Origin of the sequence: Microcoleus pseudofavosus SVA1_A4 (assembly GCF_036700565.1) — a bacterium.
Taxonomy (GTDB): Bacteria; Cyanobacteriota; Cyanobacteriia; order Cyanobacteriales; family Microcoleaceae; genus Microcoleus.
Genome location: NZ_JAUBPE010000037.1, coordinates 24,499 through 48,837, shown reverse-complemented (window position 1 = coordinate 48,837; position 24,339 = coordinate 24,499). Strand labels below are relative to the sequence as shown.

Annotated in this window: 20 protein-coding genes; 9 read left to right on the top strand and 11 right to left on the bottom strand. The window is 47.2% G+C overall.

Annotated features, from left to right (window positions below; translation table 11 throughout):
- Window positions 1-52 precede the first annotated feature (52 nt).
- Window positions 53-2,224: an ATP-binding protein gene (locus tag QUA02_RS17385; protein WP_333029430.1), complete on the top strand. Its 2,172-nt coding sequence runs from the start codon at window positions 53-55 to the stop codon at window positions 2,222-2,224.
- A 129-nt stretch (window positions 2,225-2,353) separates the two neighbouring features.
- Here QUA02_RS17385 and QUA02_RS17380 read toward each other — a convergent pair whose 3' ends face one another.
- The 7 genes from QUA02_RS17380 to QUA02_RS17350 all read right to left on the bottom strand — a co-directional run bounded on the left by QUA02_RS17380 (window position 2,354) and on the right by QUA02_RS17350 (window position 8,480).
- The gene (locus tag QUA02_RS17380) at window positions 2,354-2,569 is read right to left on the bottom strand and encodes a type II toxin-antitoxin system HicB family antitoxin (RefSeq protein ID WP_236506900.1); all 216 of its coding nucleotides are present in this window, start codon (window positions 2,567-2,569) and stop codon (window positions 2,354-2,356) included.
- Entirely contained in the window at window positions 2,569-2,760 is a 192-nt protein-coding gene (locus QUA02_RS17375) for a type II toxin-antitoxin system HicA family toxin (protein WP_333029429.1), read from the bottom strand. Before QUA02_RS17375 ends, QUA02_RS17380 begins: the two co-directional genes overlap by 1 nt.
- Window positions 2,761-3,005: 245 nt before the next feature.
- Window positions 3,006-3,905 (bottom strand): S1 RNA-binding domain-containing protein, encoded by a 900-nt coding sequence (locus tag QUA02_RS17370; RefSeq protein ID WP_333029428.1) that lies wholly within the window; start codon window positions 3,903-3,905, stop codon window positions 3,006-3,008.
- A 106-nt stretch (window positions 3,906-4,011) separates the two neighbouring features.
- Entirely contained in the window at window positions 4,012-4,758 is a 747-nt protein-coding gene (locus QUA02_RS17365; protein WP_333029447.1) for a dienelactone hydrolase family protein, read from the bottom strand.
- Between the two features lie 166 nt (window positions 4,759-4,924).
- Window positions 4,925-5,536, bottom strand: a complete 612-nt coding sequence (locus QUA02_RS17360; protein WP_333029427.1) for a hypothetical protein — start codon at window positions 5,534-5,536, stop codon at window positions 4,925-4,927.
- Window positions 5,533-5,967 carry a Panacea domain-containing protein gene (locus QUA02_RS17355; protein WP_332983702.1) on the bottom strand — a complete coding sequence of 145 codons (435 nt, stop codon included), beginning with the start codon at window positions 5,965-5,967 and terminating at the stop codon, window positions 5,533-5,535. The genes QUA02_RS17360 and QUA02_RS17355 overlap by 4 nt, the downstream gene beginning before the upstream one ends.
- A gap of 32 nt (window positions 5,968-5,999) precedes the next feature.
- Complete coding sequence (locus QUA02_RS17350; protein WP_333029426.1) at window positions 6,000-8,480, bottom strand: ATP-dependent helicase; 2,481 nt, start codon at window positions 8,478-8,480, stop codon at window positions 6,000-6,002.
- A 157-nt stretch (window positions 8,481-8,637) separates the two neighbouring features.
- Here QUA02_RS17350 and QUA02_RS17345 point away from each other — a divergent pair, with 157 nt between their 5' ends.
- On the top strand, window positions 8,638-9,648 hold the full coding sequence (locus tag QUA02_RS17345; RefSeq protein WP_333029425.1) for a DUF4349 domain-containing protein: 1,011 nt from the start codon (window positions 8,638-8,640) through the stop codon (window positions 9,646-9,648).
- Window positions 9,649-9,987: 339 nt separating this feature from the next.
- Here QUA02_RS17345 and QUA02_RS17340 read toward each other — a convergent pair whose 3' ends face one another.
- Window positions 9,988-11,082: a RuBisCO accumulation factor 1 gene (locus QUA02_RS17340; protein ID WP_333029424.1), complete on the bottom strand. Its 1,095-nt coding sequence runs from the start codon at window positions 11,080-11,082 to the stop codon at window positions 9,988-9,990.
- Window positions 11,083-11,238: 156 nt separating this feature from the next.
- On the opposite strand from QUA02_RS17340, the gene QUA02_RS17335 reads away from it, so the two are divergent.
- The 7 genes from QUA02_RS17335 (at window position 11,239) to QUA02_RS17305 (ending at window position 19,117) form a co-directional block, all read left to right on the top strand.
- Entirely contained in the window at window positions 11,239-12,183 is a 945-nt protein-coding gene (locus QUA02_RS17335; protein ID WP_333029423.1) for a response regulator, read from the top strand.
- 261 nt (window positions 12,184-12,444) lie between these two features.
- Window positions 12,445-13,146 (top strand): bifunctional demethylmenaquinone methyltransferase/2-methoxy-6-polyprenyl-1,4-benzoquinol methylase UbiE, encoded by a 702-nt coding sequence (gene ubiE, locus QUA02_RS17330; RefSeq protein ID WP_333029422.1) that lies wholly within the window; start codon window positions 12,445-12,447, stop codon window positions 13,144-13,146.
- Between the two features lie 89 nt (window positions 13,147-13,235).
- Complete coding sequence (locus QUA02_RS17325) at window positions 13,236-14,468, top strand: DUF445 domain-containing protein (protein ID WP_333029446.1); 1,233 nt, start codon at window positions 13,236-13,238, stop codon at window positions 14,466-14,468.
- A 168-nt stretch (window positions 14,469-14,636) separates the two neighbouring features.
- Complete coding sequence (locus QUA02_RS17320) at window positions 14,637-14,945, top strand: DUF3493 domain-containing protein (RefSeq protein ID WP_333029421.1); 309 nt, start codon at window positions 14,637-14,639, stop codon at window positions 14,943-14,945.
- 332 nt (window positions 14,946-15,277) lie between these two features.
- Window positions 15,278-15,853 carry an alpha/beta hydrolase gene (locus tag QUA02_RS17315; RefSeq protein ID WP_333029420.1) on the top strand — a complete coding sequence of 192 codons (576 nt, stop codon included), beginning with the start codon at window positions 15,278-15,280 and terminating at the stop codon, window positions 15,851-15,853.
- 526 nt (window positions 15,854-16,379) lie between these two features.
- Window positions 16,380-17,588 carry a DegT/DnrJ/EryC1/StrS family aminotransferase gene (locus tag QUA02_RS17310; RefSeq protein WP_333029419.1) on the top strand — a complete coding sequence of 403 codons (1,209 nt, stop codon included), beginning with the start codon at window positions 16,380-16,382 and terminating at the stop codon, window positions 17,586-17,588.
- A gap of 509 nt (window positions 17,589-18,097) precedes the next feature.
- Window positions 18,098-19,117 (top strand): glycosyltransferase family 4 protein, encoded by a 1,020-nt coding sequence (locus tag QUA02_RS17305; RefSeq protein WP_333029418.1) that lies wholly within the window; start codon window positions 18,098-18,100, stop codon window positions 19,115-19,117.
- A 386-nt stretch (window positions 19,118-19,503) separates the two neighbouring features.
- On the opposite strand, the gene QUA02_RS17300 is transcribed toward QUA02_RS17305, so the two are convergent.
- The 3 genes from QUA02_RS17300 to infB form a co-directional block, all read right to left on the bottom strand.
- On the bottom strand, window positions 19,504-19,728 hold the full coding sequence (locus QUA02_RS17300; protein WP_333029417.1) for a hypothetical protein: 225 nt from the start codon (window positions 19,726-19,728) through the stop codon (window positions 19,504-19,506).
- A 241-nt stretch (window positions 19,729-19,969) separates the two neighbouring features.
- The gene (locus QUA02_RS17295) at window positions 19,970-20,710 is read right to left on the bottom strand and encodes a low-complexity tail membrane protein (protein ID WP_333029416.1); all 741 of its coding nucleotides are present in this window, start codon (window positions 20,708-20,710) and stop codon (window positions 19,970-19,972) included.
- 302 nt (window positions 20,711-21,012) lie between these two features.
- Window positions 21,013-24,192 (bottom strand): translation initiation factor IF-2, encoded by a 3,180-nt coding sequence (gene infB, locus QUA02_RS17290; RefSeq protein WP_333029415.1) that lies wholly within the window; start codon window positions 24,190-24,192, stop codon window positions 21,013-21,015.
- Window positions 24,193-24,339 lie beyond the last annotated feature (147 nt).

Here is a 24,339-nt window from a genome sequence, read left to right as displayed (position 1 = left end):
TCTGAGAAGGGGCCAAGTTAATCAACCCTGCTTTTAATATTGAACTGGTAAAATGCTGGCCATACTAAACAAAATCGGAGAAATTATTGCCCGCTGGTGGTCGGATTTTACCCTCCAGACCCGCCTGATGGCCGGTGCTACCCTCGTAGTTTCGTTAATTATGAGCGGCCTGACATTCTGGGCCGTGAATACTATCCAGCAAGACGCCAGACTTAACGATACTCGCTACGGCCGCGACCTCGGGCTGCTGTTATCGGCAAATGTGGCGCCGCTGATTGCGAAAAACGATCGCTCCGAAGTCGCCCGCTTTTCCCGCCAATTTTACAGCAGCACCTCCAGCGTCCGCTATATGCTGTACGCAGACGAATTAGGGGATATTTTTCTGGGGATACCTTTCTCGGAATCCGAGGTACAAACTTCCCTGACGCTGCGCCGCCAAATTAAACTCCCGGATAATTTTATCGCCGACATTGAGGCGAGAAATTTAACTTCTTTGCCTTTGGTGCGACAGCACTTGACGCCAGACGGAGAAGTTACTGACGTATTTGTGCCGCTAATTCATGAAGATAAATATTTGGGGGTGCTGGCGATCGGCATTAACCCAAATCCCGCAGCAGTTATCTCTTCAAATCTGACTAGGGATGTCACTTTAGCAGTATTTGTCACCATTTGGGTGATGGTAATTTTGGGCGCTGTATTTAACGCCCTGACAATTACTCAGCCGATCAAACAATTAGTCTTCGGGGTCAAAAACATCGCCAGCGGGAATTTTAAGCAGCGAGTTGACCTGCCTTTAGGGGGAGAATTGGGCGAGTTGATCGGCAGTTTTAACGAGATGGCCGAGAAACTAGAAAGTTATGAAGAACAAAATATTGAAGAGCTGACAGCGGAAAAAGCGAAGTTAGAAACTTTGGTTTCAACTATTGCTGACGGGGCGCTGTTGCTGGACGCGAATTTGCAGGTAATTTTAGTCAATCCGACGGGCCGGCGGATTTTTGGATGGGAAGGCAGAAATGCGATCGGAGTCAATGTTCTGAACATTTTGCCTTCGGAAGTGCAGCAGGATTTGGCCAGACCCCTGCACCAAATAGCGGCGGGCGATCGCGAAGGCGGGGAATTTCGCATCTCGATCGGGGAACCAGTCAACCGTACAATTCGGATTGTTTTAACTACTGTCATTCTGCACAAAGCGCCCGGTACTGAACCGCTGTGCAAAAGCTGCGTCCGCCACGAAGAAAATACCTGTACCGAGCCGCAACGCCCGATCGCGGTAGAGTGTACTTTCTACGAGCAAACCTCCAAGCATCAAGGTTCGGGGCAATACCGCGAGAGTCTCAAAGGCATTGCGATGACTGTGCAGGACATCACTCGCGAAGTAGAACTAAATGAGGCTAAAAGCAATTTTATCAGCAATGTTTCTCACGAACTGAGAACACCTTTGTTTAATATCAAATCTTTTATTGAAACTCTCTATGAGTACGGAGAAGACCTTCAAGAAAGCGAGCGCAGGGAATTCCTAGAAATTGCCAATCGAGAAACCGATCGGCTAACCCGTTTAGTTAACGACGTGTTAGACTTGTCGCGGCTGGAATCCTGCCGAGTTTATCACTTGGATGCTGTTGACCTCCCGCAAGCTGTGGAACAAACCCTGCGGACTTATCAGTTGAATGCTAAGGATAAAGGCATCGAATTAGAGCAACAAGTTGACCCGTATTTGCCACCTGCTTTAGGTCATTACGATTTGCTGCTGCAAGTATTTGCAAATTTAGTAGGAAATGCCTTAAAATTTACGCAATCCGGCGGCAAGGTGGCAATTCGAGCGTATTTGTTAGAGTCGGAGGCGGCTACCCACAAAGACGGCGCATCAGGGAACCACAACTTTTCACCGGATGCCAGACATTTTCCGGTAGTGCGGATCGAAATTTCTGATACTGGCATTGGCATAGATCCAGAAGACCAACAAGCAATTTTCGAGCGCTTTTTCCGGGTAGAAAACCGAGTTCACACTCTAGAAGGAACGGGATTGGGTCTTTCTATTGTCAGAAACATTATTGACAAGCACCACACTAAAATTAATTTAGTTAGCGAAGTTAATGTGGGTACGACTTTCTGGTTCGACTTGGCAGTTTATCAGCCGAAACAAATAGTAGAGATGGAAAATTCTTGGCCGGTGGAAGCAAAGGTGGAGACTGAAACAATTTCGACTGCGGCCAGGCCTATTTAATGGAAAACGGGCGAAAAAACCATTTTGTAGTAAGGACTTTAGTCCTTCACGGGGTGACAACAAGAGTTAGTAGGGTGCGCAATGCTCACCCTACAAATAGAGTTGGCGCGTAAGTCCTGTTTACGGGAATTAAGCCGCAACAGAAATTGCCTTAGCCTTAAGCGATGGTTCTGGGATGAGTTGACCATCCTCTCGGAGGGTGTCAATATAAAGCTCAATTGCTTCTTTAATATTGTTTTCTGTTTCTTCAAGTGTCTTACCTGTAGAAATACAACCAGGCAAATCTGGAACATAAGCTGAATAGTTAGTGCCAGCCCATTCAAAAATTACAATATATTCTTTCATTATTCGTCCTCCAGTTGTGCTTGTTTCCAAATACTTTTGAGAGTTCCAATGGCGACTTCATCGGAAAAACTACCCGGTACAACTACGATACCGGATTTTTGAGGGTGTTTCAGGACTCGATGACTTCCTCGCATTCTTGCTTCATACCATCCATCTGCTTCTAATCGCTTGAGTACCTCACGAATTTTCATTACTTGTCCTTTCTATTTTAAATTTTTCTAATACTGACTATTTTGCCTACTCAGAAACAAGGAGGAATCTGTTTAAAATTGGCTTAAAATCTGCTTAAAATCATCCGCTGTTAAGCGGTACAAATCGGGGAGTCCATTTCTGGATAGAGACATGAAGCCCGATCGCACATTTCCCCAATTTCCCCCTCATTTACTCGTTCCCAGGTTGAGCCTAAAAACGAGTAAACGAGTAAAATTGTCAAGACTTAAGAAAGAGTTTTTCGAGCACGTTCCGATCGCTCTTCTGCGGTATCCATCACATCCGCCATTTTATCCACCATTTCCCCTGGATAATTTTCCAGTACCCGAGTAGAAAGCGAAATCCTGCCGCGACTTTGATCGAGGTCAATCACCAGCGCTTTCAGGGGTTGACCGGCAGCAAAGACCTTTCCAAGGTTATCAATATATTTTTGGCTGACTTGCTTGATGTGCAGCAAACCGCTAACTCCTTCCAAGTCCACAAACACGCCAAAAGGCTTGATGCTGCTGACTTTTCCTTCCACCAACTGACCGATTTGCAACTGAGTGAAAGCATTCGATTGAGTGGCCATCCGCTGGGAAAGTACGAGTTTTTCTCGCTCGCGATCGACCTCCAAAAAATTCACGCTCAAAGATTGACCGATCAGCGATTCCATGTTATCGCGTTCCACTAAGTGCGATCGGGGAATAAAACCGCGCATTCCCTGAACATCTACCGTCACCCCGCCCTTATTCGCCCCAGAAACCCGCACCTGAAGAACTTTACCGGTTTCCTGCAATTCAATTAAATCTTCCCAAGCTTGCTGAATTTGTAATTGCCGCAAAGACAAGGTAACTTGGCCGTCTGCATCTTGTTCGCGGATAATCAAAAATTCTCGTTCCTCTTCCAGCGGAACCACTTCCGACAAATCAGTTACCGTTCTCAAAGCAGCCTCTTCGATCGGCAAAAAAGCCGAAGACTTGCCGCCGATATCAACATACGCGCCATTTGAGTCGTACTCGAACACTTTGCCGCGCACTACTTGTCCCTTCTGGAACTCGTAATTGTGCTGTTCGAGGGCTTTAGCAAAATCATCCATTGAAAAGGATGCTTTTGCGCTTTGAGAACCTGTAGATTTGGAATTCATGTCAGTTTAGTTGTCAGTTGTCAGTAATTTAGTTGTCAGTTGTCAGTAGAAAAATTTTCCCACTCTCCCCATCTTCCCATCTCCCCATCTCCCCATCTCCCACTCTTTAAGCTGGTTGAAGTTGCTGATGAAATAGCTGCTTCACCTGCGTCCACGAGTCGGCTGCTGCCGTAGCGTCGTAACTGCCGCGGTGGTCGCAGAAGAAGCCATGATCGGCATTGTAGCGGAAAATTTGGTGAGAAATACTGTGTTTTTGCAATTCGGCGGCGATTTGGTCAACTTGTTCTAACGGAATGCTGGGGTCTTGAGTGCCGAAAAAGGCGTAGAGAGTGCCTTTAATGTCTGCTGTGCGGGCGATCGTCGGGGTTCCGCCGCCGGGGGTTAGAGTGGCGACACCAGCGCCGTAGAACGACGCTGTAGCCTTGATTTCGGGCAAAGTAGCGGCGAGGTAGGCGACGTGCCCTCCAAAGCAGAAACCGATGCAGCCAAAACCTTGCTGTTTGACAGAGGGTAAAGTTTTGAGGTAATCGATGGCGGCTTGGATGTCGCCCAGAAGTTGGGATGCGGTGGTTTGTTCCTTGTATTCTCTGCCGATTTTGATGTCTTCGGGTGTGTAGCCCGTTTCAAAGCCTGGGGCTTGACGCTGGTAAATGGCTGGGGCGATCGCCACATATCCTTCTTTTGCTATTCTTTCAGTAACTTCGCGGATGTGCGAGTTGACGCCAAAGATTTCTTGAATGACGATGACTGCGGGAAATTCCCCTGCTGCTGCCGGTTGGGCTAGGTATGCGGCGATTTGCAAATCTCCGTTGGGAATTGTGATATTTTTGGTGCGAATTTCTGAGTTGGTCATAGGGAGTTTTAAGGTAGATGTCGCTCTATTGATTTTAAGTTGAGCGATCGCATTTTTATGCGATTTCACGGCTTAAAAGAATCGCTTGCATACTTTGACTCCCGATCGCGCTACTTTTTTGGACTTCTCTATGATACTTTACGAATCATAGGTGAAGTATTTGACTTCACACTGGATATATGTTGTGATATCTTTCCCACCAAATCAAATAAAAATGGCCTTGCAATTTTATGCCCCAGGCTCTAATAGTACCAGTAAATCTAAAACGAAAAGCCGTATCGTACTCCTCTAAACCTATTTCAATCCACCTAGTCTGAGCTTCTTTAACTAAAGTAGTTAGCTCTTGAGGATGATGTTTAGGTACACTTTTCTCGCCTTTTGCAGGAGTCTTGTGCTCAAATAAAATTTCAGACCAAGTGGATTTTTCTAGCAAGCTGAAATTTAAAAGTATTTGAGTATTCCATTCTTCTTCAGTCCAGCGTCTTTGCTCTTTCCATGACCACTCTCCCTCTAAATCAGATATGGTTGTACACCATGTCAAATTACAATCAAATGAAAACTTTTCTTCGCTAGGAATGTATACAGATTTGGTTCTGTCTGGTTGTTCTTGAACTTTTACAATTTTCCAATCAAGCTCTGGTATAGGTGCTATTTTCACAGTCTTAGTTGCCAAGTTTTCGACACCAGACAAAAGTTTTACCGCTTTCTCCTTTTGCGCCTGGGCCTTTTTTTCTTGACGTAACATTCTCTTCTGAGCTTTTGAAAGCTTGTCTGTCATAAACTGGAATAGTATTCGTGCATTGCAGCCAAGAGAATTACCTTATCGCATTTTTCTGTAGGCTTCAGATCGCCTCTAGCATCCTTCCATGGGGCTTCCATATGGGTTAATTCACTCAGCCACTGCGCGCTCTTTTCTTGCAGGGCATCAAGAACTTTGTCGATAGAGTCCTTCTGGTTGGGAGTGAGGGCATCAATGTCTCCGTCAGAAAAGGTATTTTTGTCTACCTTAAATTGGCCTCGATGATAGTCATAGAGAACTGGAACTACAGGTCCATTAGCCCAAGCTTGGATATCGTCCTCGAACAACGGGTTTTCATCCCAAACAAGAGACCATGCTTGAGTGTAATACACAAGCTTCTGAAGCTTCATGGCAGTCATTTCACCAGCTTTAGTTAAGATGTATTTCGCCACATCTACAGCCCGTGCCATAGTATCCCCCTTATAGTTTCTGGTACACTACTTTATTGTATCATATTATAATGGATTACATTTTCGGGAAACTGCTGCTTCAAAACAGGCATTACCGGACAAGGTTTTTGCTCCTGCAAATTCTGGGGTTTGTTCCAAGTAAAAGGCCCTTTTTTCTCCGCCGCCATCCACAGCAAGCTTTTTGCTCGCGTCATCGCCACATACAGCAGTCGAAACTCTTCTGCTGTTTTCAAATAACCTGCTTGTTCCCACGCTTCGCCTAGATTTGGTAAAGGATATTTTTCGTGCAAACTTGCTCTAATTTGTGCTCTCGCTACCTCTGCTAATGTGAAATCTCCTAAAAATCTGGCTTGCGGCAAAACTCGCAAACTTCCGGGGATGGTTTGTTCGTGAAGAAACGGCAAAAATACGCAATCCCAATCTAAGCCTTTGGCTTTGTGCATGGTAATAATTGTTAGTTGACCTTTGCTGGTATAGCGTTCTTCTATTTTGTCGTCTGCATCTACAGGTTCAAATCTTTCTGAACTGACAATTTCGCTCAGTACGTCCAAAATATTGTGCATTGAATTGTTGCCGGCTGTTTGGATTGCTACCCGTTCTGCTAATTTGTCGGCGGTGGCTAGTTCTGTTTGGTCGTATTGCAGCGCTAAGGCTAAGAATGATATGATTTGGTAGGGCGGCAGTTCCAAGCGAGCTTGCAGCAAACCGCAGCAAAAATAGCGGCATTTGCGAACTGGGTCTGACTGTTTCGGGTCTAGCGGGCCGGGGTAAAGGAATTGCTCGGGGCTGGTAGTAAAAGCATTGTAGTCTTGTTTGGGGATGAGTTGCCGATCGCTCAAAATCTTTAATGCTGCTTTCAGGTAATCTGGAGAGTGCGGGCGATCGAGAAATTGCAGCAGTGTTAAGATTTCCAAAGGTACTTGAGAATGCCGGTCGCGCTCTCCGACATCCTCAATTTTAATCCCGTATTTCCGCAAATCAAAGCTTAATCCGTGTTTTTTCGGATTCTCCAGCACTTCTTTGATAAACTTGCCTTGTTTGTTTTCCCGCACCAAAATAGCCATAGATTTGAGTTTTTCTAATGGCAATTTGATGCTATTTTCCCCATTGCTCGCTTCACCGCCAGATTCCCGCTCTTTGTCATTGCTTGCCCATTCAAAATCCGCAGGTAAAAACTGCTCGACCAATTCAATTACTCGCTTGCCAATTAACTCAACTGTATGGTAAACATCGCGGGGAGTATGCAATTCTAAACCAATCCCGATGGGGGCGGGATTTGCATCTTTTTGCGGGTCGTCGCTTTTAACTAATTTAATAGTTTGGTCGCGAAAAGGCTGTTCTGTTCCAGCCAATTCGGAGCGATTGACCCATTGCAACATAAAGTTGGCTGCATCGATAATCACCTGGGTGCTGCGCCCTGCGCCGTCCATTGTTGCTAACTTCTTCTCTACGGCGCAGTCGTCACAAAATTTGTTAAAGTAAATCGGATCTGCGGGAGTGAAAGTAGAATTAATAGCTTGATTTGGATCGCCAACTCTGATAAAATTGGGAGGTAAGTCAGGACGGTCTGGATCGATCGCCAATGTTTCCAAAAGCCTAGTCTGCAAAGGTGTAGAATCTTGGGCTTCGTCCTCAAAAACGGCAAATACTTGTTTTTGCTCGATCGCCCGGGCTGCCGGATTGTCCAACACCCGCAAAGCTGCTAAAATCATCTCGTCGTAATCGATGAATTCCCGACTCCTCAACAAAGCCTGATATTTTTGATACAAACCCCCAGCTACCGCTAAAATCTCATAACCGTCCCCAGTATTAAGAGCGCTCATTTCTAACAACTGTTCGGGAAATAAACCTGAAGATTTCGCCTCGTGAATCACGGTTTTAGCTAACTGCGGCAAAATTTCCGTCCGCAAAACCGATTGTCGCCGCAGCCTCTCCGTTTCCTCTCCGTCGAATTGCTGTCCTTCCAACAAAACTTGATATCGGCGGGGATTTTCCGCAATCCAAAGTTCTACACAGGTGCGAATTAATCGGTGGCTTTGAGTCGGAGTAACTAAAGTTGAATTTTCTAAATTTAAACCAGACAAATCGGGATGGCGCATCGCAATGTTTAAAGCTAAACCGTGCAAAGTGTGCACGGCAAAACCGCCTTGATATAAAGACAATTGTTGCAGTCTTTCGCGAATTTTAGCTTTAATGTTAGCAGCAGCCGATCGCGTAAATGTCACGACAATTAACTGGCGGCGGTTGTGAAGCAGGTTGCGGGCGATCGCAATTGCCGACGCAGCAGCCATTCCCGTAGACTTCCCGGCCCCCGGAACCGCCGAAACAGCAAGGGGGCCGCCTTTCCAGTCCGCCATGTCCTGCTGCCCCGCACGCAAGCTTTCGCGAATTTTAAGGCAAGCTTGTTCTCGCAAAACGGCAGCAGCCGCTGAGTTTGAAAGCGCTGAGGCGGCCTCCGGGCGATCGATATCGGTTGTCGATCGCATAAAATCAGTATCAAATTCATCAGTCATTATTACATCTGCGTTTATCTGCGGTTAAAAATCCCAAAGTATTCAACCTCTACCGTTTCCATTTCGGTATCGGCTAAACTAATGCTATCTATTCGAGCTTAAATTGAAACCAGCATAAAATTCAATACCCAAGCATTTTTTACAGGACAAACCCTCAATGAAAACTCACCTTAAAACCAATTCCCCGCCGCACAAGCCAAACCCAAACCCAGCCAACAACAGCACAACTCGCTTTGCTGTTGTGGCATTCTTAACTTTATCTTCAGCCATTGCTTTGCCGAGCTGCGGATCTCCACCGACCGGCAGCGCTCCAGGCGGCGCAGCTTCATCCAGCAGCCGTGAAAACAAAGTTGCCGCATCGGCTCCACAATCGGCACCCGCACCCGAGCCAGCCCAACAAAGGTCAAAAACTCCTGGTGCATCAAAAAAAGCAGCAGAAACTCCAGCAACCCGTCCCCAACTGATTAAAAAAGCCGAACTCAGTGTAGTTGTCAAATCTATTGACGCCACCACTAAATCTGTTACTAATATTGTCGAAAAACAGCAAGGCGATATCTTGGGTTTCCAAAATCAAAAGCCGCCGGATTCGAGTGTCCGCCAAACGGCGTCTGTGGAGATTCGCGTGCCTCAAGAACGGTTAGAAACTACTTTAGATGCTTTGGCAAAACTCGGAACTGTAGAGAACCGAGGGCTTACCGCTGAGGATGTTACCGATCAATTAGTTGACAGCGAGGCTAGACTGCGGAACCTCCGCAAATCGGAGGAAATGGTGTTAAAAATTATGGAGAGATCGGGTTCTGTCGGCGACGTGCTCAAAGCTGCTCAAGAGTTGAGCAATATTCGGGAGTCGATCGAACGCATTGACGCTCAGTTAAAAAGTTTGCGAAATCAAGTAGCCTATTCGACTATTAGCTTAACTCTAGAAGCGGCAGTCTCGGCTCAACAAACTCCCGAACCTGGTCTAGGTTTGCGGGTGCAGGAAACTTGGGGGAAAGCGACTCATTCTGTGGGTGAATTGACGCTCGGTTTGTTTGGTTTGGGTATTTGGCTGTTGGCTTACAGTCCTTATTTTCTGTTAATTGCGGCGGCGGTTTACGGCTTTAATCGGTTTAAGAAACAGCATTCTGTTCCGAAAATTCAAGAACCGAAACCGCCCGCTGCGAATTAGCAATTGGTTTTAAGAACAGGCTTGCCCGTCTGTTTCACAAAAGTGAATTTTTTTGTGAGTGGGCCAGAGAGCCTGCCCCTAAAAGACTGATATCAAATCCGCTCTTCATCGGAATGATATAAACGGAGCACACGGCAGTGCCGTGTCCCTACCCCGATTAATTGTAGGGACACGGCACTGCCGTGTCCTGATTGTACGTAATATTAATTCCGATGCTACCGGAATTGATATGATTGACAATCATGACTAACTAACTAATAATTATTAACTAATGACTGATGACTGACAACTGACAACAGTCAACTGACAACTGACTGACAACTGACAACTGACAACTGACTAATCATCTATTTGCCATCCATCTTTGGTATAGTCTTCATCCACAATCTTTTTCGGGCGCATCACCAAAACAACTCGCCCCAAAATCGAAATATCCGGGGATGTTTCAAACCAAAACAATTCTAAATTTCCCCCGTTATCGGCGAGGAAATAACTGTCAGCATCCCACTGTCTTTGCGCTCGATCGGCAATAATCAAAACTTCTTCAACTTTTCCTTGCAGCGGTACCGGCAATCGATCGCTCATTTCCAAAACAGCCACCGGATCTTCAGCGTTCAAAATTACCTGCCATCCGGGAATAGCCACCCAAGCTCCTGCTCCCGAAAATTTTACCATTCGGAACGGCCAGATTTCCTCCGGCAAAGGCACTGCCAGCAAATCTGACGTAGACAGGGGCAATTTGCCCACAACCGGGACAATCCGGGGCAATTGTTCCTCAGAATCGAGCCGGTAGACGGGCAAGCGGGGCGCCGCACGCCTCGAAACTACGGTAAAATCGACGAGCAACTGCTCGATTTGCGCCCTAGCGGTTTGGCTGCTAGCTAATTTTAAACCGCGAGCAATTAAGCGCGATCGCTCTTGCAAATCGCTTTTCTGTCTCGCCAATTGCCAGCACTGGTAAGCTACAGCATCCCCTGGAGTGTCTGTGAACCCCTGCGGGAGACTCCCGAAGTGCGAAAACTCCTTGATAGCTTTAGCCACTTGGCGAGCATCGTCAACATCCAAATTGTGGGCTAGCATCAAAGCCGCCGCGCCGGCCCGCTCTACTTGAGAGAGAATCCGAAATTCGTATAAAATATCACTACCTTTTCGCAAAAAGTGCGATCGAACTTCTTCCGAAGCCCCAGCGTTGACCATGCTGGTGTAAACTTGGGCAGCGACGCTGACCTGATTTTGCTGAATTGGCTCAAAACCAGTTTCTTCAAAAATCCTTTGAGAGTTGTAGCCAGCTTTTTGCAGTGCAGTGCAGGCCTGTCCCCACTCTACCCAAGTGCCTTCTTTGCGGCGGAGCGATCGAATTAACTTTTCGACATCCACAGCATTGGCGGAGGGTTCAGATGTAGGAGCGGATGAATCTTGCGGTGTATCAGTCATAATTGGATTAAAAATCAGCGCTAAGTTATGTGTGATTGGATACCAGCAAGGCTCGTGTCGCGGCAGAGCTATAGATTGATAGTAAGTGAGTTATTAGACTATTGTTACAGAATAGTTGCTCGCCTAAATTTATAAAGGGGAGTTTATCCTATTGTTATGTATAATGCCATTCCAGAGCTAGAACAAATTAAACGCCAGCTCATGACCCTACACCGACCGAAAAAACCCAAAATGCTGGTAGTAGACGACGAACCAGACAATCTGGATTTACTCTACCGCACTTTCCGACGAGATTTTAACGTGCTCAAAGCTGAGAGCGGAATTCGCGCCTTGGAAGTCCTCGGCATCGAGGGCGAGGTCGCCGTCATCATTTCCGACCAGCGGATGCCAGAAATGAAGGGAACGGAGTTTCTGAGCAAAACCGTGCCCCAGTTTCCGAATACGGTCAGAATTATTTTGACTGGTTTTACGGACATTGAAGACTTGGTGGATGCGATTAACTCGGGACAGGTTTACAAGTATATCACCAAGCCTTGGGACCCCAACGAATTGAAAATGGTGGTGCAAAAAGCGGCCGAGACTTATGAAGTTCTCAAGCAGCGGACTGAGGAATTGCACCGCGCCCAAAATCAAATACAACTGTTAGCAACAATCATGCAAACGGCTGTGGATTATCCGAGTTTGGAAGCAAGTTTAGAGCCGATTGCTACTGCTGTGAGCGATAATTTTTTGGCGGACGCTTGCATTTTGCAACTGGTGGAAGAAACTGTTTTAATGCCATCCCAAGGCAGTCACACCAGCGGCCCACCCGTGGAAAATTGGCTGGCAGATGACCCTCTGGTTCGAGAAGCAATAACCTCTGGAACTATTCAGGGTGCTGTGAATATTGCCAGCGACTCCGCCTTGGCTAGCCTGCCGCACTATCAAAAATCCGGCATTCAAGCTCACCTAAGCGTTCCGGTGATTCACCAAGGTCGATCGATCGCCCTGATTTCCATTCAGTGGAAGCAACCTTGTTCCCTGCGCCCCGACGAACTCACAACAGTTCACCTCGCGGCTCAAGAAGTTGCTTTGGTATTGACGAGTTTTCAGGCTCAGTAGTCATCAGTCATCAGTCATTAATCATTAGTCATCAGTCATCAGTCATCATTCATCAGTCATCAGTCGGCTCTCTGTCTTGAGTCGAAAATGATAGCAAACCAATGATTCAAGACCAAATATAACCGATAGCTAATAAATAAAAAAGCATTAATGACTGGCGACAGCATGACATGAAGGAACGGATTAATTGTTTTTTTTATAACCAATCACCCATCACCACTCACCAAAAACTAAAAACTAATAACTAATGACTAATAACTAATGACTAATAACGCCCAAGAAATTAAAACTATATTTAATCGAATTGCACCAGTTTACAACCAAATGAATGACTGGTTGAGCTTTGGGCAGCACCGGATTTGGAAGCAAATGGCGGTGAAATGGAGCAGTGCGGGTGCCGGAAATACTTGTTTAGACTTGTGCTGCGGCAGCGGGGATCTAGCTTTGCTGCTGGCAAAACAAGCAGGGCCTACCGGTTGCGTATTTGGAGTAGATTTTTCTGCCGAACAATTGGCCGTTGCGGCCAGGCGCGATCGACCTTTTCTCACCCCTTCTAGTCCCATTACCTGGGTAGAAGCTGACGCCCTAGACTTGCCTTTTGCCGACAATTACTTCGACTGCGCCACAATGGGTTACGGCCTGCGCAACGTGACGGACATCCCCCGCAGTCTTCAGGAATTGCACCGCGTACTCAAACCCGGTGCAAAAGCCGCTATTCTCGACCTCCACCGCCCCAGCAATTCCCTAATGCGGAGCTTTCAGCAGTTTTATCTAGACACTCTCGTAGTGCCCATTGCTCAGCAATTTGGCATGACTCAAGAATATGCCTACATTAATCCTAGTTTAGAAAAATTCCCGATCGGCCAGGAGCAAGTGGCGATCGCCCGCCAAGCCGGATTTGCCACCGCCACCCACTATCCCATTGCCGGAGCTATGATGGGAGTATTGGTATTAGTCAGTTGACTGTTGTCAGTTGTCAGTTGTCAGTTGTCAACAGTCAACAGTTAACAGTTAACAGTCAACAATCAACAATTCCCAATTCCCAATTATTGATGAATCCGTCTGACATTTGGCTGTTGTTGGCCCCACCTGTAGTGGGAGGAATTATTGGCTATTTCACTAATGATATAGCTATCAAAATGCTGTTCCGCCCCTATCGAGCTCTTTATATCAAAGGGCGGCAGTTGCCTTTCACTCCAGGCTTGATCCCCCGCAACCAAGAGCGCTTGGCAAAGCGAATTTCCGACACAATTATGGGTTCGCTGCTGACGCCGCAGGAACTGCAAAACTTAGCGCGCCGCCTCCTGCAAACTGAACGGATGCAGTCGGTGATTCTCTGGCTGTTGCAGTTGGCGCTGGATCAGGTAAAGGCAGACGCAGAGCAAAAAACGGCTAAAATTCTCGCTAACATTCTGCGAGATTTGCTGGGGGAATCCGTGCCGCGAATTCTCAAAGTTTTGGCGCGCCGGGAAGATTTTTTAGAAGCTCAACTCAATCAAATTTTTGACCAAGTTTTGCTGGAGATTCAGTTAACTGAAGCTCAGGCGGGCCAGTTGGCTGATTGGCTGTTGCAGGTAGTAATACCGCCGGAAGTGCTGCGGCAGGCTTTGATTGACTTTTTGACCGATCGCAATATTTCGATTATTGATGAAGGCTTTCGAGAAAAAACCAGCGGCACTTATTGGGTAGTAGCAAATTTGTTTGGTTTGCGCAACACTTTAACTCGGCTGCGGACTTTTTGTCTGGATGATAGACAAGCGACAAATCAGCGGTTAGCAGAGTTAACTGTTTCTTTGGGAATTCGCGGGCGACTTCAGGAATGGCTGCAAAATTTGTCGATGCAAAATTTACCGGTTTCGACTGTGAGACAGTTGCGAAAAACTATGCGCGACAGCGTTCGCAGCTACGTTCAACAGCGGGGTACAGAGGTACTTGAGGGGTTGAGCAAATCTATTGATTGGGAAAATATTTCGCGGTTGATTCTCAATCGATTGCAAACTTCAGCGGTGATGAGCGCTTCTCTGGAAATTGTCAGCAAAGAACTGGCTTTGGTTTTAGAGCGCTATCTAGAGCGGGATTTAGAAAATATTGTAGCTCAGGCTATCCCGATTTTGAATATCGACCAGGTGATTGTCGATCGAGTAAAAGGCACTTCTCCTGAAGAGTTGGAGTTAGCAATTCAGGGAATTGTCCAAAGCGAGTTGCAGGGAATTGTAAATTTAGGAGGGATTTTGGGCGTTTTTGTCGGCTGTTTGCAGACAGTTGTGGTTTGGATTCAGCGATGATTTATTTCGGCAGTTGTGAGATATTTGTTCTAGTCTAATATTCACTCGACTTGCGCCCACAGTACCAAAAACCTGGTTTTTAGACCGTATTGGCCACCTCAGCCAGAGGATTTTTGGTAGAAACTGGGTTTTTGTGGCTCCATCCTAATTTACCTATTTCCTAAATCTATGCCAGCCCCAAATTCGGACGATCGCACAAACATCCCAAAAAACCCCCGCAACCTCAGCCGCCAACAATACGAGCGTTTAACCGCAGAAATTGCCGCTCCCTACCGGCCTCTGCGACAGTTTGTTTACGTAGCTTGCGGCGCTTCCGGCTTTATCGGCGGCGTGGTTTTCCTCGCTAAAATTGCCTCGGGGCGGGAAATTGGTTCTGCTTTTCCCAATTTTGCCCTCCAAGTCGGAGTTGTGGCTCTGATGGTGTTCCTGTTTCGCTGGGAACAGCGCGCCGAGGGCCGAGCCCCGAAGTCGAAGTAACAAAAATTTACAAATTGAGACAAAAATCAATCTGAGGCAAGGAAAAGTTATAAATATAAAGAAATTATTATGAAATCCTGGTTTGCGATCGATCCCTGTAATAATACAGTAGGTTCAAGTGGGGTCAGCAAATTTAAAGGCCCTAATCATAAACCCCTTGTAATTCGTTCAATTGGGGTCAGCTTTCATAAAGACCCTAAATATATAAAATAAATTTAAGCCCAGCGCCAGCCTTCACTGATAGAAGAGCTGGCGTTCGGCATTTTTCTAGGAGCGGGAAATTGGTAGATGTGTCACATTCAAATTAGAAAAAGATGTTGGGAGATTTTACTATGAGCAAGTCATTTTTCAAAGAGCGGTGGACGTTATTTTTAGCAGCAGGTGCGGGAATTGTATTTTACAGCAGTGCTGCGGCGGCTGCCGAAAAGGTAGTGCTCAAATACAGTGCGATCCGCATGACTTTACCAGTCAGCGAATTAGAAATTTTTGCAGAAACTGGGAAAATGTCGCCCGGTTTAGAAATGCTGCTGGGAAAGGCAAAAAAAGACCCGGAAGCGGTTCGCAGCAGTCTGACGAGACCGGTAAAAGTCAGTCAAAAGTTTTTGGATCAAACGCTCAACAGTAAGGTTGGGGAAATAATTCTCGATGAAGTGGGTCAGGTAATTCGCACTCCTTCTGGGAATGCAAATCGAGAAGCTTTGCGCGAGGCCTTGGTGCTGTCTGCAACTAATGATAACGAGATTACGCTGTTGGAGGCGATGAAGAATTATCCGACTCCAGAAGTTTACGTTGAGGGCGATCGCTTAGTTGAAGCTTACGGCAAACTTGTAGCTTTGTCAGAACAATTGGGCGGCGTCTCAGAACGGCTGCAAGACATTTTGAACAAGATTCGCTTGCCTAGATTGTAGCGGATTTTGTCGAGGAGGGTTGATTCGTGCGATCGGTCGCAGAATGCTGCTGAACCTGCATAAATTACAGCAGAGTCACATTTTATTTGTGCAAAATTTGCCGGATTTTAATTAAGCTGTAAAATAAGTCTCGGGATAGATGTTCGAGGATTTACAACCACTCTCAATAAAATATCCGTATTTTTGGTTATCGAAGTATTTTTATCGAACAATGTGGGCAAGAGCTTGTGTATCCCCCATAAACTGAAATACGATCGGGTGGACATTGCAGATTATCTATCTTAAGATAGAAAAACGCCGTCAGAGTCAGGCGCTTGCGGAAAAACGGCTGGTCATTAGTAAGCTAGTGCTATAACAAATGCCATGACCCAACGCATTCCCCAAAACTCTTGACTAAAAAAAGTTGAAAAAAACGGTGAGAGACTGCATTAATTAACAGTCCCTCAAATCCCAATCAAATCTTACTACTTTTCAGGGGTCTAAACTTTAACTCGCTCGACTCTATTTACTGGGTAACACTAGCAACATGAACAACAATCCTATTCGTTCAAAAGACCGTTTCTTGGTTTTCGGTGCTCCGGCGATCGAAGATGCTGAAATTCAAGAATTGGTGGCAACCATGAAAACAGGTTGGTTGGGTACAGGCCCTAAAGTCAGGAAGTTTCAAGACGAATTCAATGCTTACAAGGGTTCCCAGTACGCGATTGCAGTCAATTCCTGTACGGCGGGACTGCACTTGAGCGTCCTCGCTGCTTGCTTGGAACCGGGGGATGAAGTCATTACTACTCCGATGACTTTTTGCGCTACAGTTAATGCCATCATCCATGCAGGGGCAACACCGGTACTGGCGGATGTAGATCCGGTGACAATGAATATTGACCCGGCTCAAGTCGAAGCTAAAATCACTTCAAAAACTAAAGCAATTTTGCCGGTTCACTTCGCCGGTCGTCCCTGCGATATGGATGCGCTTTGCGAAATTGTTAGCCGTCACAACTTGAAGTTAATTGAAGATTGTGCTCACGCGATCGAAACAGAGTACAAGGGACGGAAAGCAGGCACATTTGGCGACTTCGGATGCTTCAGCTTTTATGTTACCAAAAACATTACGACCGGGGAAGGAGGAATGATTCTGGCCGCCAGTCAAGAAGATACCGACAGGCTCAACATTTTAGCGCTGCACGGTATGAGCAAAGATGCTTGGAAGCGCTTCAGCGACTCGGGTTACAAGCACTACCAAGTGGTGGAAGTCGGTTTTAAATACAATATGATGGATCTGCAAGCTGCGATCGGCATTCATCAATTGAAACGAGTCGCCCCTTATTGGCAGCGGCGGGAGCAGATTTGGCAGCGCTACAACGAAGCATTTGCGGATTTGCCGATTACTTTGCCAGCCAACCCCGAACCGGATACAATTCACGCTTATCACCTCTACACCATTCTGGTAGATGAAGCCAAAACTGGAATCAGCCGCGACGAATTTCTCGACGCTATCAATGCTGAAAATATCGGTGTCGGCGTACATTATATGAGTATGCCGGAACATCCTATCTATCAAGAAATGTTTGGATGGCAGCCGGAAGACTATCCAAATGCTGCTTACATCGGGCGGCATACAGTTAGCTTGCCGATTTCGGCAAAATTAACAGATGCAGATGTGGAAGATGTAATTGCTGCTGTTAAAAAATGTTTGGCGATCGGCCAAGCTAAAAGTCCAGTTTTGGCAACAGCAAACTAAAGTCTTGAAATAGGTTGTCATTAAAACATCCTAGCTGTTTTTTAATAAAAGCAACTAGGATGTTTTTTAACTCCACAACGCTCTGTTAGTTTTTAGGGCCTTTGCAGTGCTTTTACTTAAATGTTATAGTTTTACAGTACAGTCCTTTTCAGGTTACGAAATCGGCTTTTAAATAAAACAAGATAAAACAAGACAGCTCTACAAACTGAGCACTCCTCTCCTATGTGAATAGGCCTCTTGCAAAAATCCTTTTTCTCACTTTATGGAGCAAGCGGGAGTCCCACTCCACAAGAAAAAATGACTCTTGTGGGATGGACACGAGAACCCGTCCTAGTTATTTTTCAAGAGGTCTAATGTTTAGATGAAAGCAGAAAAAATTGAGTTAATTGAAAAGTAATGCTATGTTAAAACTGAGTGCTTTATTCCCAATTCATTGCAATGACCGAGCCATCAGCCACGTATTTTTTTCAGTGTGCAAAGAATGGCAAGGTCCTGAGCTGAAGGCACGTATGGTTGTCCCGAGTTGCGATCGCTCGTGCCGCGGCTCCAATATAGTTGAAGCAATTCCGTCATTTCTGACACAATTGTATTACCGCAGCCCTAGTCTGCCCAAAATCAAGGCAGAGAAGCGTTTTCTCAAAGATATCAAAAATTTTGATGTTGCCTACTTGTGGCCCGGTATCTCAGTAGATACTGTAAAGAGCGTTAACAAGCAGAGTAAGCCGATTTTTTGGGAGCGAGTTAATAGTTGTCAAAGGCAAGCTAAGAGTATCCTTGACGATGCTTACTCTCGCTTGGAATTGCAACCTCAACACGAAATTACCACAGAAAAAATTCAGATCGAAGAGCAAAAACTCAAGCTAGTTGACTTTCTGTTTTGTCCCAGTCCGGCAGTAGTAAAATCGTTTCAAGAAGCCGGAGTTCCTGAAGAAAAACTGCTGTTAACCACTGAAGGTTGGTCGCCAGAGCGTTTCCCCCATTATCAATCCCACAAACCGCCCTCAGAGGAAGTTAATGTCCTTTTCTTAGGTTCTGCCTGCGTCCGCAAAGGGGTTCACCTGCTCTTGCAGGCTTGGGAGCTAGCTGGGATTAAGGGATCGCTGACAATTTTTGGCAAGCTCGAACCGGCGATCGCTCAAGCTTGCAGCCATTTGCTGAAACGTTCGGATGTAGTTCACTTTGATTATGCTTTGGACTACAGTTCTGCCTATCGCCAAGCTGATTTTTTTGCCTTTCCCAGTCTTGAAGAAGGTAGCCCACTCGTCATCTATGAGGCAATGGGTCATGGTTTGCCGATTCTCGCTTCACCGATGGGAGGAGGTGGTGTTGTGCGTGATGGCATAGAGGGCATAATTCTTCCTCCCTACGATACTGACGCCTGGGTGGAGGGACTGCGAAAACTATCTAATTCTCCTGATTTGCGGGCTAAAATGGGAGCCGCCGCCCGCCAGCGAGCTTTGGAGTTGACTTGGCCACAAGTTGCTGCTAGGCGCCAAGAGCAGATTCTGCATAAAATGAACACAAAATGAAAAATAAATAGGACTTACGGTGCAAAAGGTTTGTAATCAAGTTGATGTGGACGGTTTGATATACTGCCACTCTAGCACTGTTAATTTTATTTTTCTTCAGCATTCTTATAAAGAATTTCGGCAACAGCCAAGTCAATAGATAGCGGCCGCAGTCGCTTTGTCTGGGGTTTCAGGCTAATTTTCTCTAGATTTTTCTGAGAGTGTGTTGCAGGTAGGATGCGGGAATTAATCCCTATTTAATAAGTAGAAATACTGTCCCCTGCAATTTGATGTCCGAAGTTGCGATCGGCACTCACTTTCGGCACTCACTTAGCATATTGGAGGGGAAGCCGGCCGAATTTGCCTGTAAAATTCACAAACCGTGACAATATTTGGTTTTAAGGTTCTCAGTAAGCCAAAGTTTCTAAAGTTTCCCGCAGATAGGAGCGAACCTGCTGATCGATGGTGGCATTTTGCTGCTGACGCTCAAAATTGAGTTCTAGCTGCCAGCGTTGAAATCCTGAACTTGCGCCGATCGCGGATTTGAGACTGCCCCAGATTTCAGAATCTTCGCACAGCTCGATCGGCTCTGCGGCTTGAGGTTGTTGTGCGATCGGTAGATAATTCGCCATATTGTTATACCTCTGTTTTAATCCCCTGTAAGGATTGAAAGCTGACCTTGACACTCTCTATTATAGATTCTTCTCTCCAAAGAGCCAACATAAAATATCCACAACCTGCGATTAAAAATTAAATATTAAGACTATTAATAATCTCTATCCGAAGAGGGACCTTACCTATTTTTTTCACAGCATACATCTGTACAAATTAAAGTAGCTTAAACTACAATTGTCCCTCTCTTAATTTTTTATTTCACTTTTTTTCGCTCGACTCTTCGGGTAGAGATATAACGCCGTTGGTGTCAGCAGGTTTTGGGTTGACAATACTGCCGGCTGACGAATTCCCTATGCCGGAGGCTGGCCCCATTGACTCTGCGGGTGCAGCCACCGCGGCAGTTGTCTCGCCCGCAAAAGCCGGCAAAAGTCGATCGACTTGCCAAGGGGCGATCGTAAAATCCTGCCGAATTTTTTCTAAAACATGAGGCTTTGTCGCTGCCAATTCTGATTCCGGCGTCAGCAAAACCGCCATGACACTAGCAGACACCTGCAAAAACAAATTGCTAGCTAAAAAAGCAGCAACTGCCAACAACAATCCAGCCCACCGCCACGAAGGAGGAAACGGAGCCACCGAAGCTGCGAGGGGAGCCCATCGGTAGAGTTGCCACAAAATTACTCCCAGCAAAACAGCGACAAAAAGAGCGAGTCCTTGATTTAACTTAGTTTTAAACCGAGTCAGAATCTGCTGCTGCGCATTAGTTAAATTTTGCGGTTTCACCGCCACAACTAAAATACTAAAAATGTAAAAAGGGCGGAACCACTGCATCCACAGCACAGGAGCAATACCTGCTACAGCCACTAAAAACATTTCTAACCAGACAGGGAGCAGGGGAGAACCCACTGCGAGTCCCAGCAAGCACAGTCCCAGGAAAATCGGCAGTGCAGCCGCCCCAGAAAGGTGAATCCACAAGAAAGGATCTGACCAAAAAGAACGCACTTTAAATATTTATGAGTTATGAGTTTTGAATTTTGAGTTTTGACAGTCTCAGACGCACTCTTGACCCTGAAACCCAGTGCGAGGAGTACATATCTAGCGGTCAAACCGAGGATGTTGGGAATAAACCCGGTTTCTTTCCGTAAGTCTTATTTGAGTGCGTGAATTTTGAATTTTAAGTGAAAAACAAAAGTTGAGAGTGATGAATTTTGGAGTATTGAGTGAAGAGAATAGTTGCGAGCTAGAGGCAATTTAGTTCCTTTCACTCAAAACTTCTCTTCCAACTCAACACTCAAAACTCAAAACTATTGAGATAGAGTCCGGCGCTTAGTAACCATCCGGTAGGCTTCAATAATATCGCCATCCGCCCAGTCGCTAAACCCGCTCAAGGAAATGCCGCATTCAAAGCCAGCATTGACTTCCTTGGCATCTTCCTTCATCCGTTTGAGGGAGTCGAGTACACCTTCGTAAACGACATTGTTGCCCCGGCGCACCCGCACCTTGCAGTTACGGATGACTTTGCCAGAGAGTACCATACATCCAGCCACAGCCCCGCGACCGATCGCGAAGACAGCGCGCACTTCCACGCTTCCCAGAGGTTCTTCCACCAGTTCGGGTTCCAGCAGACCTTCCATCGCCCCTTGAATATCATCCAAGAGGTTGTAGATGATGCTGTATTCCCGCACGTCTACACCCGCTTGGTCGGCCGCTTGGCGAGCGCCGGTGGCGAGAGTAGTATTGAACCCGATAATCACAGCATTGCTGGCTGCGGCGAGGTCAATATCCGTTTCTGTGATTTCCCCAGGAGCAGATAGCAGCAGCCTGAGTTGAACTTCTTTTTGAGGAAGTTGAGTCAGAGCGCCGACAATTGCTTCGAGCGAGCCTTGAACATCTGCCTTCAAGATCAAGTTGAGTTCCTTGAGAACGCCTTCCTTAGCTTGTTGAGAGAAGCCGCTGAGGCTGATCCGGCCGCCTTGGAGCAGGCGCGAATCTCGTTGGAATGTAGCTCTTCCAGAGGCGATCGCCGCTGCTTCTTTTTCGTTTCCGAAGACATCAAACTCGTCTCCGGCGCGAGGAACTTCCCGCAGCCCCAGCACTTCCACCGCGAAGGAAGGAGTTGCTTGGTCTACGCGATCGCCGCGATCGTCGATCATTGCGCGCACCTTGCCCAGAGCAGAGCCTGCGACCACAATATCGCCCACTCGCAGAGTGCCGTTCTGCACCAGCAGAGTTGCCACAGGCCCCCTTGCCTTGTCGAGGTGAGCTTCAATCACCGTACCCTTAGCCGGTCGGTTCGGGTTAGCGTTGAGGTCTTCCATTTCCGCGACTGTCAGAATCATTTCCAAAAGCGTATCCAGGTTTTCGCCTCGGATAGCGCTGACTGGAACCATCGTGACATCACCGCCCCAGTCATCTGCGACCAAGCCGTACTCAGTAAGCTCTTGCTTCACGCGTTCAGGCTGAGCGCCCTCCTTGTCAACTTTATTGATAGCCACGACAATTGGCACTTTCGCCGCTTTCGCGTGGCTGATAGCTTCAATTGTCTGAGGTCGCACGCCGTCGTCCGCCGCCACCACCAAGATGGCGATGTCCGTAACCCGCGTTCCCCGAGCCCGCATCGCTGTAAAGGCTTCGTGACCGGGCGTATCCAAAAATACCACCTGCTGGCTCTTGCCTTCGTGTACCACATCCACGTGGTAAGCGCCGATGTGCTGGGTAATACCCCCAGCTTCTCCTTGAGCCACCTTTGTTTTGCGGATCGAGTCGAGCAAGGTAGTTTTGCCGTGATCCACGTGGCCCATAATCGTTACCACTGGCGGACGGCGCTGGAGGTATTCCATATCTGTTGCGTCCAGCATCTCGATCACTTTGAGTGCTGGGGCGACTTTTTCTGGGGTTTCTACCTCTACGCCCATTTCTTCGGCTACCATTCTCACCGCTGAAATATCCAAGGTTTCGGTAATGTTGACCGCAATACCTTTAGAGAACAGCCGCTTAATAATTTCGGTTTCGGGAACTGCCAAAGTAATTGCTAGTTCTTGAACGGTCATCGGCCTGCTCAGCAGCAGCTTTTCTGGACGTTCTACCTTAGCTTCGGCTGTTTTGCCCCGGTTGCCGCGTCCCCCGGTCGAACCAGAAGAAGAACTTTTATCGTGAGAAGGGCCCGGTCTCTTATTTTTTCCGCTGCTTCCGGGTGCGCCCGGAGTTGGTGTTGACTTGGGTGCTGCTTGTGACTTCGCCTTAGCTGGGCGGGCTAGGGACAGGCTGACCGTGACTGGTGCTGGCATATCCAAGCCGTTTTCTAAGTCGTCGTCATCCTCATCTATTGGTTTGAGGCGAGAACGTTTTGCCTTAACAGCCTTGGCAGCTTTGGCAGCATCTGAGTTTTCGTCATCATCTTCTTCCCAAATGACCGAAGTCTTTTTGGCAGGACGAGGGAGGGAGGGCCTTTCGAGGAGAGTAATCCCCAGCAACGGCGTATTATCTTCTTCATTATCGTCACTGTCATCCCCTGCGGCTCCGGTGTCACCACCGCGGCTGCGCAGCCCGGTAGCTGACGTTGCCGGGGCAAGGCTGCGGCGCGGGCCACCGGGCTGGGGTCGATCGGCCAGTTGAGTTTTGACTGGGCCACCAGCGCCTTCTCGGCGCGGTCTTTGCGCGTCGCGAGATTCGGTAGCAGAGCCCGGTGCGGGTCTGCTGGGGCGGCTCGGTTTAGCCGGCGCTTCCAGAGTTTCTGTCTGTTCTGATAGCTCTTGCTCAGTTTTGGCAAGTTTGAGTACCGGCTTGTTTCCCAGATTTTGTGGGCTACGGCTAGCCGACTCCGACGCCCCTCTGACTGGCGGCGACGTGAGTTTTGCCGACGGCCCGGGGGGGGCGATCGGCGGTTGCTTGGTGCGTTCGGGAGCCTTTTCCAATAAAGGTTGAGGTGCCTCCGGTGCCTGAGCCTGGGCGGTTGTTTCCGCGATCGCACCTACAGTTTCCGACACTGTTTCCGACACTGTTTCTGACGGAGCCGCCGAGACAGCGACATTTGGCTTTGACAGTACAGGTCGATTGATATTTGGTTTAGCTGGAGGCTGGAGTTGTTGAGCGGCGGGCGATTTGGGAGGAGTTGCCACGGTGGCCCCTGGCTGGTTTTTTTGATCCTCGTTGCCCGCAGGCTGGGAGGAGGCACCAGCCTGCCGTACTTTTGGACTGCGTATTTCTAAAATTTGCTGCTTTTTTTGTTGGTCGTTAGGGTGAGGGCCAGATTCTCTAGATGGCGCTGCTGCTCTTTCGGGGGGAGCTGGCTTGCCGGGGGAAGAGTGGCTGCTGGCTACGTATTTTTCCGCCGTTTTGCGGATGCGTTCTGCTTCTGATTCTGTAATTGTGCTGCTGTGGCTCTTGACTGAAATATTGAGCCGCTCGCAAACTGCCAAGATGTCTTTATTATCCAAATTTAGTTCCCGTGATAATTCGTAAATTCTTACTTTGCCGTTGTTCATCCACTCTGCCCTCTTTTGTGCCAACCAGTTTTTACATTGTGATTTTTTGTTCTAATGACGACATCATTCGCTGTGATTGATTCAGTGTCAGGAATCGGGGTTTTGGTACTCGCTCAGCAATTTTATCTAAAAGATGCAACTTGCTGA

Excerpts from the sequence above, each read along its gene's own strand:
- QUA02_RS17385 (WP_333029430.1), top strand. The coding sequence starts at position 53 with ATGCTGGCCATACTAAACAAAATCGGAGAAATTATTGCCCGCTGGTGG.
- QUA02_RS17380 (WP_236506900.1), bottom strand. The coding sequence starts at position 2,569 with ATGAAAGAATATATTGTAATTTTTGAATGGGCTGGCACTAACTATTCA.
- QUA02_RS17375 (WP_333029429.1), bottom strand. The coding sequence starts at position 2,760 with ATGAAAATTCGTGAGGTACTCAAGCGATTAGAAGCAGATGGATGGTAT.
- QUA02_RS17370 (WP_333029428.1), bottom strand. The coding sequence starts at position 3,905 with ATGAATTCCAAATCTACAGGTTCTCAAAGCGCAAAAGCATCCTTTTCA.
- QUA02_RS17365 (WP_333029447.1), bottom strand. The coding sequence starts at position 4,758 with ATGACCAACTCAGAAATTCGCACCAAAAATATCACAATTCCCAACGGA.
- QUA02_RS17360 (WP_333029427.1), bottom strand. The coding sequence starts at position 5,536 with ATGACAGACAAGCTTTCAAAAGCTCAGAAGAGAATGTTACGTCAAGAA.
- QUA02_RS17355 (WP_332983702.1), bottom strand. The coding sequence starts at position 5,967 with ATGGCACGGGCTGTAGATGTGGCGAAATACATCTTAACTAAAGCTGGT.
- QUA02_RS17350 (WP_333029426.1), bottom strand. The coding sequence starts at position 8,480 with ATGACTGATGAATTTGATACTGATTTTATGCGATCGACAACCGATATC.
- QUA02_RS17345 (WP_333029425.1), top strand. The coding sequence starts at position 8,638 with ATGAAAACTCACCTTAAAACCAATTCCCCGCCGCACAAGCCAAACCCA.
- QUA02_RS17340 (WP_333029424.1), bottom strand. The coding sequence starts at position 11,082 with ATGACTGATACACCGCAAGATTCATCCGCTCCTACATCTGAACCCTCC.
- QUA02_RS17335 (WP_333029423.1), top strand. The coding sequence starts at position 11,239 with ATGTATAATGCCATTCCAGAGCTAGAACAAATTAAACGCCAGCTCATG.
- ubiE (WP_333029422.1), top strand. The coding sequence starts at position 12,445 with ATGACTAATAACGCCCAAGAAATTAAAACTATATTTAATCGAATTGCA.
- QUA02_RS17325 (WP_333029446.1), top strand. The coding sequence starts at position 13,236 with ATGAATCCGTCTGACATTTGGCTGTTGTTGGCCCCACCTGTAGTGGGA.
- QUA02_RS17320 (WP_333029421.1), top strand. The coding sequence starts at position 14,637 with ATGCCAGCCCCAAATTCGGACGATCGCACAAACATCCCAAAAAACCCC.
- QUA02_RS17315 (WP_333029420.1), top strand. The coding sequence starts at position 15,278 with ATGAGCAAGTCATTTTTCAAAGAGCGGTGGACGTTATTTTTAGCAGCA.
- QUA02_RS17310 (WP_333029419.1), top strand. The coding sequence starts at position 16,380 with ATGAACAACAATCCTATTCGTTCAAAAGACCGTTTCTTGGTTTTCGGT.
- QUA02_RS17305 (WP_333029418.1), top strand. The coding sequence starts at position 18,098 with ATGGTTGTCCCGAGTTGCGATCGCTCGTGCCGCGGCTCCAATATAGTT.
- QUA02_RS17300 (WP_333029417.1), bottom strand. The coding sequence starts at position 19,728 with ATGGCGAATTATCTACCGATCGCACAACAACCTCAAGCCGCAGAGCCG.
- infB (WP_333029415.1), bottom strand. The coding sequence starts at position 24,192 with ATGAACAACGGCAAAGTAAGAATTTACGAATTATCACGGGAACTAAAT.